The sequence below is a fragment of the Actinoplanes sp. NPDC051411 genome (genome assembly GCF_040682075.1).
Classification (GTDB): Bacteria; Actinomycetota; Actinomycetes; order Mycobacteriales; family Micromonosporaceae; genus Actinoplanes.
Window position 1 is genome coordinate 22,072 of the sequence record NZ_JBFBAD010000020.1, and the last position, 10,499, is coordinate 32,570.

The window sequence follows — 10,499 nt, forward strand, 5'->3', positions numbered from 1 at the left end:
CGATAGGCTATCCAGGTGCAGTTGCAACAACTTCGATACTTCCTCGCCGTCGCCGAGACCCGGCATTTCACCCAAGCTGCTGACAATCTGGGCGTCGCTCAGCCGACTCTCAGTAAGCAGATTCACACCCTCGAAGCGTCCCTCGGCGCGCCCCTCTTCGAACGCATCCGGGGCGCGGTCTCGCTCACCGTGGCCGGCGCGGCGCTGCTGCCGCTGGCCCAGCGGATGGTCGCCGACGCCGACGCGGCCCGCTCGGCGGTGTCCGACATCGTCGGGTTGCGGCGCGGCGAGGTGCGGCTCGGCGCCACCCCGAGCCTCTGCTCGTCGCTGGTGCCCGAGGTGCTGCGCACGTTCCGGGCCGAACACCCGGAGATCCAGCTCTACGTGATCGAGGGCAGCTCGCAGGACCTGATCGAGAACCTGCACGCCCACCGGCTCGACCTGGCCCTGGTCGTCCAGTCGTCACCGGACGATCTCCTAGACGCGAGGCCGGTGCTGCGGGAGAGCCTGGTCGTCGCCTCGCCGCTGTCCGCGCCGACACCGTACGAGCAGATCGCCCTGTCCGAACTGGAACACACCCCGCTGGTGATGTTCCGGGCCGGCTACGACATCCGCGGGGTCACCCTGGAAGCCTGCCGGATGGCCGGCTTCACCCCGAAGTTCGCGGTCGAGGGCGGCGAGATGGACGCGGTGCTCGCCTTCGTCGAGGCGGGCCTGGGGGTCGCGCTGGTGCCGAGCATGGTGCTGGTCAATCGTCCGCTGCTGCGGGCGACGCCGCTGGCGCCCCCGGGCATGCAGCGGACGATCGCCCTGGCCCACCGGAAACGGACGGTGCTTCCGCACGCGGCGGAGGCCCTCCGGGCGACTCTGCTCGCGCATATCGCGACCCAACAGCTCCCCTTGGGCGTACGGCCGTTGTAGCGACCGCCCCGATCGCCGGGCCACGCCGTTCGCGAGCGGTCAGCGGTGGGCCGAGTCGTCGTGCGCGGGATGCATGGGCCAGCGTGTCCCGTCCACCGACATTCCGCCGAACTGGAGCATCGGCGCGTTCGCGTTCGCGCTCGCCGGAACGGCGAACGGGGTCGCCGACACGTCGTCGAGCGCTTTGCGCTGGTCGTCGGTGAGCACCAGGTCCAGCGCCCGGATGTTGGTCTCCAACTGTTCCACCGTCCGAGCACCGATCAGTGTGGCGGTGACTCCCGGCCGCTGCTGCACCCAGGCCATCGCCATCGTGGCCGAGCTGACCCCGGCCGCGTCGGCCACCTCGTTCAGCGTGTCGATGATCGGATAGTGGCGGGGCTGCGGCAGGCCCAGCATGCCGGCCCGCCCGCCGTCCGCCGGGATCGGCCGCGAGCTCGAATATTTGCCCGACAAAAAACCGTTCTTGAGGGCGCCCCACGGAACCACGCCGACGCCGAAGGCCCGGGCCGCCGGGATTATCTCAGCCTCGCCGGTGCGCTCCAGCAACGAGTATTCCATTTGCATCGCGATGACCGGTTCCCAGTTCTTCATTTCGGCCAGCAGGCTCGCCTCGGCCACCTTCCAGCCCGGAAGGTTCGATATGCCGATGTACCGGATCTTGCCGGCGGCGACGAGGTCGTCGAGCGTACGGAGGGTCTCCTCCAGAGGAATCGCGGGCTGATAGTTGTCCAACCAGTAAGGGTCGTAATTGTTGAGCCAATAGATGTCGAGATAGTCGGTGCGCAGCCGGCGCAACGAGGCGTCCAGTTGCGCGATGATGCCCTTGCGCCCGGCGCCGCCGCCGTTCGGATCGCCCGGGTGCAGGTTGATGAAGAACTTGGAGCCGAGCACCAGCCGGTCACGGAGTTCCGGCCGCGCGGCGAGATAGTCTCCGACAATTTTCTCGGCGTGGCCGGAAGTGTAGCCGTTGGAGGTGTCGATGAAGTTGCCGCCGTGGTCGAGATAGGCCGACATAATGTCGGCGGATACCTCCGGTGAGGCGCCCCACCCCCAATCCTCGCCGAAGGTCATCGTGCCCAGGGCGAGAGAGCTGACACGCAATCCGGAACGGCCGAGCGAGACATACGAGTCGAGGGACATGTGCACTTCCTGAAATCCGATTGTTCGCTCTCTTGGCGAGCGACCTGAATCAAGCCTCGCGCGGTCGAACGGCGGCTCCTAGAACGATCCGATCAATGTGCTGCACAAAGCGGTCAGATAATCGTGTGGCATCATGAAGGCCGTGGGAAACGCCATGGAGGAGTTGCGTGCACTGATCCTCCGGTTGCACACCTCGCCCGGCCGGGGCTCCTGGCTACCGGGCATGCAGGTGGTCGCCCTGACCAAGGTCACTCAGCCGATCAGCTCGGTCACCGCGCCGACCCTGGCGCTGATCGCCGGCGGGGCCAAGTCGACGGTCCTGGCCGGGCGCGAGTTCCGGCACCGGACCGGCCAGTACCTCGTCACGACCCTGGCCCTGCCCGTGTCCGCCCACGTCACCCGGGCCGACCCGTTCCTCGCGTTCGGGCTGAGGCTGCGTCCCGAGCTCATTGTCGAGCTGCTGCCCGACGCCCCGGCCCGTCCTCCGGCCGCGCCCGGCCCGGGCATGGCGGTCGCCGACGCCGACGACGACCTGCTGGAGCCGGTGGTGCGGCTGCTGCGCCTGGTCGAGCGGCCGCGTGACTTCACGGTCCTCGCGCGGAGCGCCGAACGGGAGATCCACTGGCGGTTGCTGACCGGGCCGGCCGGCGACCTGGTCCAGCAGATCGGTCATGCCGACAGCCATGTCTCGCTCGTCGGCCGCGCGGTGCACTGGATAACCGATCATTTCGACCAGACGATCCGGATAGCCGATCTGGCCGGCCATGTCGGGGTCAGCGTGCCGACGCTCAACCGCCGTTTCCGGGCGACGACCGGGATGAGCCCGCTGCAATATCAGAAGCAGATCCGGCTGCAGCGGGCCCGGCTCCACCTCGCCGCGGCCCCGCGCGACGTCGCGGGGGCCGGCTTCGCGGTCGGCTACAACAGCCCGTCGCAGTTCAGCCGGGAATACCGGCGCATGTTCGGCAGCCCGCCGAGTGACGATGCGGGCCGGACGGTCGTCGAACCGGCCCGGTGACGCACGGTGGCGAATAGAGCAGGCGGGGGCGACTTTTCGGGCACTTGTCCACCAGGGGCTTTCCGATCGGTTCGGCGGATTTACGATCCTCGCTGTGCGTAACGGTGAGTTCGAGGATCCGCGGCTGGTGGAGGTTTACGACGCCGAGTTCGTGTGGGGGTGGGAGGACGACCTCTTCATGTCGGTGCTCGCCGAGCGGTCGGCCCGGCGGGTGGTCGATCTGGGGTGCGGGACCGGGCGGCTGGCGATCGCGATGGCTCAGGCCGGGCACGAGGTGACCGGGGTCGAGCCGGCGGCGGCGTCGCTCGAGGCGGCCCGGCGCAAGGCGGGGGCCGAGCGGGTGAAGTGGGTCCAGGGCGGCGCCGACAGGCTGCCCGCGCGAGCGTTCGACGCCGCGCTCATGACCAGTCACGTGGCGCAGTTCATCGTCGACGACGGCGAGTGGCGGGGCGCGCTGCGGGCCCTGCGCCGGTCGCTCGGCCAGGGCGGCCGGCTGATCTTCGACAGCCGTGATCCCGACTACGAGCGGTGGACGACGTGGAACCCGGTGGATTCCCGGCGCACTGTGGTGCTGCCCGGCGGTGAGGCGGTCGACGTCTGGGCCGAAGTGACCGATGAGACCGACCGGGTGGTCACGTTCACCGGGCACTATCTCTTCGGTGACGGGGAGGAGCGCACCAGCGAGTCGACCATGCGGTTCCGCAGCGAGCGGGAGATCCGGTCGAGTCTGGAGGCGGCCGGATTCGACGTGGACCGGATCTATGGTGGATGGTCGCGGGAGCCGGTCGGGCTCAGTGAGGACGGCGAATTGATTGTGGTCGCCGTAGTGCGACCCGTCAGTCGCTGAGCGTCAAAAATCTTGAATCAGGTCACATATTGGCAGAGTGCCAATCCGATGATCCTCATCGCCACGTATGGATATAGACGTAACGTTTTCTGACCTTGTTCGACCATGCGCAATCATGAGTTGACCTTAAGTGACGGGGGTGAGCGGCATGGCCGACATCTCAAGCCCAGACACAACGCCGCCGGCCGACTCGTGGAGCGGCGGGCAGCACCGCCCGCGCAACCAGTTCTGGCGGTGGATGCTCGCCGTGGTGATCGTGCTGATCCTGCTCGGCGCGGCCGGCGTCGGCGCGGTCCTGCTGCAGCGATCCGACTCCCCGCTCGTCGCGCCCAGCCCGTCGGCCACGACGAGCGCACCGTCCTGCCCGGACGCGAGCGTGCACGTCGCCGCCGCGCCCGACATCGCCCCGGTGATCCAGGAGGCCGCCCGCAAGCTCGCCCCGGCCGGCGCGGTCTGCGGCCCGGTCGCGGTCACCGCGGAGGAGCCGGCCGCGGTGGCGGCCGCCGCGAAGCAGCCGGACGTGTGGATCCCGTCCAGCTCGGCCTGGCTGAAGATGGCCACCAAGGCGTACGCGACCAAGGGTGACCCGATCGCGTACTCGCCCGTCCTGATCGCCGGCCCGAGCCCGATCGCGAGCCAGTTCATCAAGGACGGCAAAACCTCCTGGGCCGCGCTGACCGCCGGAGCGGCCTCGCACCAGCTGCCGGTGAGCATGGCCGACCCGCAGAAGAACACGGTCGGGCTGCTCTCGGTCTATGCCGAGCACGTGGCGATGGCCCGCACCACCCCGGACGCCGGCATCGCCCAGCTCCAGGCCCTCACGCTGCGCAGCCGTCTCGAGGACGCCGCGGCCGACCCGGCCCGCAAGCTGGCCCAGCTGACCACCGAGACCAGCGTTTCCGACGCGGCCTACCAGGCCGGCATCTTCCCGCTCACCGAGCAGCAGCTGGGCGCCTACCAGCACACCCGGCATCCGGTGTCGCTCACCGGGGCGCCGCCGGTCGACGGTCTGGTCGAGGCCGACTACCCGTTCCTGACCGTCAAGAAGGCCGGAAGCAAGACCACGCTGATCAACAAGCTGCGGGCGGCGATCACCAAGGCGTCGATCACCAAGGCCGGCTTCCGCACCGAGCCGCTCGAGGGCGCGCTGCCCCTGCCGGACAAGATCGACGACCTGGCCGGCCCGGCCCGGCAGTGGGTGCAGTACCGCACGCTCAACTTCCAGACGCTGCTGCTGATCGACACCTCCGGCTCGATGAACCTGCCGATCAAGGACAAGGCCGGGCACACCACGACCAAGGCCGCCCTGCTGCGGCAGTCCGGTGCGATCGCGGCCCAGCTGTTCGGCGAGGACACCAGCCTCGGCCTGTGGCTGTTCGGCACGCCGACCAACAACAGCCCGGCCCACCAGGAGGTCATCCCGCTCGGGCCGCTCGCCAGCCCGCTCGGCGACAACGGCAAGACCCGGCGCGACGTGCTGGCCGCCGCGATGGGCCAATACAAGGCGGTCACCAACGCGGGCACGCCGCTGTTCCAGAGCGTGCTGGACGGCGAGACAGCGATGCGGGAGGCGTCCAAGCCGGGCACGGTCACGCTGGTCATCGTGCTGACCGACGGCGACGACGGCGAGTCGAAGTACGCGATGTCGCAGGCCACCTTCCTGAAGAAGCTGGCCGCCCAGCGCGACCCGCGGCGCCCGGTGCCGATCATCGGGGTCGGCTACGGGCCGACCGCCGACATGAAGGCGCTCAACGCGATGGCCCAGGCCACCGGCGGCCAGGCGATCGCGGCGACCAACCCGGCCGACCTGGCCTCCGCGATGGCCCAGGCCTTCCTGGCCGCCCACCTGCAGCAGCAATAGACGCAGGAGTGCGGCAGGATCGCCGTGTGGCTGACGATGCCGAGCTGTTCGAGGGCCTGGACCAGATTCGCTGGGCCGAGATGACCGACGCCTACGGCACCGCGGAAGAGGTGCCCGGCGTTCTCCGTGACCTGGTGGACGCCGATCCGTTCACGCGGGCGACGGCCCGGCACCGCTTCGAGGGCGAGGTCCATCACCAGCTGGACGTCTACGAGTCCACGGTCGCTGCCGTCCCGTTCCTTCTGCGGATGGCTCAGCGTCCCGACGTGCCCGGCCGGGCCGCCGTGGTCCAGCTGCTGGCGTCGGTGGCCGGCGCGGACGAGCCCGGCCTCCTGCCCGGCCGGTCCGGCTTTCCGGCTGCGGCGACCGGGCTGGTGGCCGGGGCGTACGCCCTGTGGGTGCGGCTGCTCGAGGACCCCGATCCCTCGATACGGGAAGCAACCTGCCCGGCGCTGCTGGTGTGCGTCGATCGATCGGCCGAGGTGGCCGAGGCCCTGCTGGACCGGTTGGCCCGGGAACCGGACCCACGGGTGCTGACGGCGATCGTGCGGACCGCGACCGCGATGACCGCCGCCGGGCGACTGTCCGGGCTGGAGGACCGGCTGCGTCTGCTCGCCGGCCGCACCGCCGACCCGGTTCGCCGGTTGACCCTCCTGACCGCCTTGATCGAGTTGTCACCACCCGGTGCCCCGGAGCCGGCGTGGCCGGCGGCCGAGCTGATGCCGGTGGTGTCGGCGGCCTACCGGTCCGCGCCGGTGGAGGCGAAGCGGCCGCCCCTCGTCGACCGGTTGTCCGAGGCGTACGGCGACCGCGTCCCCGAGCGCGTGACGTTGCTGACCACCCTGCTGCGCGCGCCCGACCAGGTGCAACGGGCCGACGCGCTCTATCCCGCCCGGCGTCTGATCTGGAACTGGCGCGGCTCCTACGCCGAGCTGATCGCCCAGGTCGGCGAGCAGCTGCGCGACGAGCCGGCCGAGTTGTGGGAACCGGCGCTGCTGGTCCTGCAGAACTTGCGACGGCTCGGCGCGCCGGCGGCCGACGGCCTGGTCGCGCGCCTGACCGCCAGTCCGGTGCGCCCGTCCGGGAGCTCAACGCCGATCACCTGGCTCACCGGGACCGGCGGCGGCTCGTTCCGGGTCGGTGACGCGCTCAAGGTGCTGTGCGCGTCCGGGGACCCCCGCGCGGTGCCGATGGTGGCCACGATCCTGCGGGACGGGCCCCTGCCCGAGGACGCCGACACTCTCGTCTGGGGTCTGGTCGACCAGGTCACGCCGCTGGTTCCGCTGGTGGTGCGCGCCTTCCGGGAGCGCTCCCCCGGCGACCGGCAACGAGCCGGTCTGCTCCGCGCGCTGCGCCTGATCGGGCCGCCGGCCGCGGCGGTCCTGCCCGACCTGCTCACCGTGCCGGTGAGCAGAGACATGCTTCACGCGATCGACGCGATCGACGCCGGCCACCCGGCCACACGCCGGACGCTGCGCGAGGCGGCGACGTCCCCCGACCGGGACATCGCGGCCGCCGCGGCCGCCGCCCGGTGGCACGGCGCCGCCGACCCCGGCCCCGCCGGCGCCGTGATCGACCACTACCTGGACCGCGACGATCACTGGGACAAACGGACCGCGCTCGACCTCATCGCCGAGATCGGGCCGGCCGGTCACCGCTACGCCGCACCGTTGCGTGGTCTCCTCACCGACGGCAACGCACGGCTGCGGATTTCGGCCGCCCGTGCCCTGTGGCAGGTCACCGGCGACGCCGAGCCGGTCCTCCCGGTCTACGCCGCTCTCTGGCGGTCCGCTCCCGACCTGCGTGGCGTGGTCGCGGCCGGATACGCCGAGATGGGATCCGCCGCCGCGACGGCGCGTCCCCTGATCCTCGAGGAGATCGATCGGCCGCGCCGCCACAACGTTCACGAACACACCAACTCGAGTCACCAGGTCATCGAGGACGAGCAACTCCTCGCCGACTGCCGCGCGGTGCTCGACACCATCACCCCGTGAGACGCACTCCCTCTGCGCCGAGGGCGCGCCGCACCGCCGCCACCATGCCGGCGGTGTCCAGGCCCTGCTCGGCGAGTAACGCGCCCCGCGAGCCGTGGTCCAGGAACTCCTGCCCGAGCCCGAGCACCTCGACCCGGGCGCCGGGGCAGGCCCGGACCACCGAGGCGCCGAAGCCGCCGGAGACTCCCCCGTCCTCGACCGTGACGGTCAGCGGATGCGCAGCCACCGCCGCGGCCAGCGCCGGCGCGACCGGCAGCACCCAGCGCGGGTCGGCCACCCGCACGCCGATGCCGTCCTGTTCGAGTTGCGCGGCGGCGGCGACCGCGGCCCCGGCCAGCGGCCCGGTCACCAGCATCAGCACGTCGGCGGAAACTTCCGGGGCGAACAGCACGTCCGCCTCTCCGATGTGGCCGATCGCCGGGATCGCGGGACCTACCTCGGCCTTCGGGAACCGCAGCGCGGACGGGCCCTCCCAGGCGACCGCCTCGGCCAGCAGCCGGCACAGCGACTCGCCGTCCCGCGGCACGGCGACCCGCATGCCGGGCACGATGCCGAGCAGCGACAGGTCCCACATGCCGTTGTGGGAGGGGCCGTCGCTGCCGGTCACCCCGGCCCGGTCGAGCACGAACGTCACCGGCAGCCGGTGCAGGGCCACGTCCATCAGGACCTGGTCGAACGCGCGGTTGAGGAACGTCGCGTACAGGCAGACGACCGGGTGCAGGCCGCCCATCGCCAGCCCGGCCGCCGAGGTGACCGCGTGCTGTTCGGCGATGCCGACGTCGAAGACCCGTGAGGGGTGGGCGGCGGCGAACTCGCCCAGTCCGGTCGGGTGCAGCATGGCCGCGGTGATCGCGACCAGGTCGGGGCGGGAAGCGGCCAGCGTCGACAGTGCCGAGCCGAACACGTTCGTCCACGAGGTGCGGCCGGGACGGGACGGGGAGCTGATCGCGTGCATCCGGTCGTACTGTTCGTTCTCGGCCGCCGGGTAGCCCTTGCCCTTGACCGTGCGGCAGTGCACGACCACCGCCCGGCCCAGCGCCCGCGCGTCGGTCAGGGCCGCCTCCACCTCGGCCACGTCGTGTCCGTCGACCGGGCCGACGTACGCCAGCCCGAGCGAGTCGAACACCTCGGCCAGCGCGGCCCGGGCCGAGCCGACGGTCGGCGAATACGACCGGCCGTTGTCGTTGAGCACCACGATCACCGGCCGGTCGGGGGCCGAGCCGATGTTGTTGAGCGCCTCCCAGCACATGCCGCCGGTCATCGCCCCGTCGCCGACCACCGCCACCACGGCCCGGTCCGACCGGCCGGTCAGGAAGTAGGCTTTCGCCAGACCGTCCGCATAGGACAGTGCCGTCGACGCGTGCGAGTTCTCCACCAGGTCGTGGGAACTCTCGGCCCGCCGCGGATAACCGGACAGCCCGCCCGCCTGCCTCAGGGTCTCCAGGGAAGAAGAGCGCCCGGTCAGCATCTTGTGCACGTAACTCTGGTGACCGGTGTCCCAGACGATCGAGTCGCGGGGCGAGTCGAAGACCCGGTGCAGGGCGATGGTCAGCTCGACCACGCCCAGGTTGGGCCCGAGGTGCCCGCCGGTGCGGCTGACCGTGTCGATCAGCTGCCGGCGGATCGACGCGGCCAGTTCGGGCAGCGCGGAAGCGGGCAGAGTCCGCAACTCGGCCGGACTCTGCACCATCAAGGGCAGCACGGAAGTCATGTCACACGCTCACAGCGGCGCGCAAGGACTCCTTCAGCGACCCCATCGTGGCGATGACGGCCGTCGGCTCGTACCCGCAGTGGGCCATGCAGTTGGCGCAGCGTTCGTCCTTGCCCCGCCCGAACGCCTCCCAGTCGGTCGTCTCGATGAGCTCCTTGTAGGTCTTCGCGTAGCCGTCGGCGAGCAGGTAGCACGGCCGCTGCCAGCCGAGCAGCGAGTACGACGGGATGCCCCACGGCGTGCAGTCCAGGTCCTTCTTGCCCTCGAGGAAGTCGAGGAAGACCGGCGAGTGGTTGAGCCGCCACTTCTTGCGCCGCCCCTCGGCGAACGCCTTCGCGAACAGCTCCCGCGTCTCGGTGACGGCCAGGAAGTGTTCCTGGTCGGGCGCCTTCTCGTACGCGTACGCCGGGCTGATCTGCATATTGTCGACCTTGAGCTCGTCGTTGAGGTAGTCGAGCACCTCGATGACGGTCTGCGGGCTGTCGGTGTTGAAGAACGTGCTGTTGGTCATGATCCGGAAGCCGGCCGCCTGGGCCTGCTTGATGGCGTCGACCGCCTGGTCGAACACGCCGTCCTTGGAGACCGACAGGTCGTGCCGCTCGCGCAGCCCGTCGACATGGACCATCCAGGAGAAGTTCTTGTGCGGCTTGAACTTGTGCAGGTGCTTGGGGAGCAGCACGGCGTTCGTGCACAGGAAGACGATCTTGTTGCGGTCGAGCAGCTGGCGCACGATCTCGTCGATCTGCGGGTGCATGAGCGGTTCCCCGCCGGCGATCGACACCATCGGCGCGCCGCTCTCCTCGATCGCACCGACCGCCTGCTCGACCGGCATGCGCTGCTTGAGCAGGGTGTGCGGCTGCTGAATCTTGCCACAGCCGATGCACTTGAGGTTGCAGGCGAAAAGGGGCTCCAGCTCGACCAGCAACGGGAAGTTCTTCGCCCCCTTGAGCTTCTGCTTCATCAGGTATTGGCCGAGCCGTACGGTCTGGCGGAAGGGCATCCCCATA

Annotated in this window: 8 protein-coding genes; 5 read left to right on the forward strand and 3 right to left on the reverse strand. The window is 70.4% G+C overall.

Annotated features, from left to right (window positions below; all coding sequences use genetic code 11):
• Positions 1–15: 15 nt before the first annotated feature.
• Positions 16–921, forward strand: coding sequence for a LysR substrate-binding domain-containing protein (locus AB0M88_RS13640; RefSeq protein WP_364100344.1), 906 nt, complete (start codon positions 16–18; stop codon positions 919–921).
• 39 nt (positions 922–960) lie between these two features.
• Here AB0M88_RS13640 and AB0M88_RS13645 read toward each other — a convergent pair whose 3' ends face one another.
• Complete coding sequence (locus tag AB0M88_RS13645; protein WP_364100347.1) at positions 961–2,061, reverse strand: aldo/keto reductase; 1,101 nt, start codon at positions 2,059–2,061, stop codon at positions 961–963.
• Between the two features lie 133 nt (positions 2,062–2,194).
• Between AB0M88_RS13645 and AB0M88_RS13650 the strand changes: the two genes are divergently transcribed.
• From AB0M88_RS13650 to AB0M88_RS13665, 4 genes are all read left to right on the forward strand, one after another.
• The gene (locus AB0M88_RS13650; protein ID WP_364100349.1) at positions 2,195–3,079 is read left to right on the forward strand and encodes an AraC family transcriptional regulator; all 885 of its coding nucleotides are present in this window, start codon (positions 2,195–2,197) and stop codon (positions 3,077–3,079) included.
• A 94-nt stretch (positions 3,080–3,173) separates the two neighbouring features.
• A complete protein-coding gene (locus AB0M88_RS13655) occupies positions 3,174–3,926 on the forward strand; it encodes a methyltransferase domain-containing protein (protein WP_364100351.1) in 753 nt (250 codons plus the stop codon).
• Positions 3,927–4,074: 148 nt separating this feature from the next.
• Positions 4,075–5,787 carry a hypothetical protein gene (locus tag AB0M88_RS13660; protein ID WP_364100354.1) on the forward strand — a complete coding sequence of 571 codons (1,713 nt, stop codon included), beginning with the start codon at positions 4,075–4,077 and terminating at the stop codon, positions 5,785–5,787.
• A gap of 26 nt (positions 5,788–5,813) precedes the next feature.
• Positions 5,814–7,781 carry a hypothetical protein gene (locus AB0M88_RS13665; RefSeq protein WP_364100357.1) on the forward strand — a complete coding sequence of 656 codons (1,968 nt, stop codon included), beginning with the start codon at positions 5,814–5,816 and terminating at the stop codon, positions 7,779–7,781.
• Here the strand turns inward: AB0M88_RS13665 and AB0M88_RS13670 are convergent.
• A complete protein-coding gene (locus AB0M88_RS13670) occupies positions 7,771–9,492 on the reverse strand; it encodes a 1-deoxy-D-xylulose-5-phosphate synthase (RefSeq protein WP_364100360.1) in 1,722 nt (573 codons plus the stop codon). The two genes, AB0M88_RS13665 and AB0M88_RS13670, sit on opposite strands and share 11 nt — an antisense overlap.
• Position 9,493: 1 nt before the next feature.
• The gene (gene hpnH / locus AB0M88_RS13675) at positions 9,494–10,498 is read right to left on the reverse strand and encodes an adenosyl-hopene transferase HpnH (RefSeq protein WP_364100363.1); all 1,005 of its coding nucleotides are present in this window, start codon (positions 10,496–10,498) and stop codon (positions 9,494–9,496) included.
• Position 10,499 lies beyond the last annotated feature (1 nt).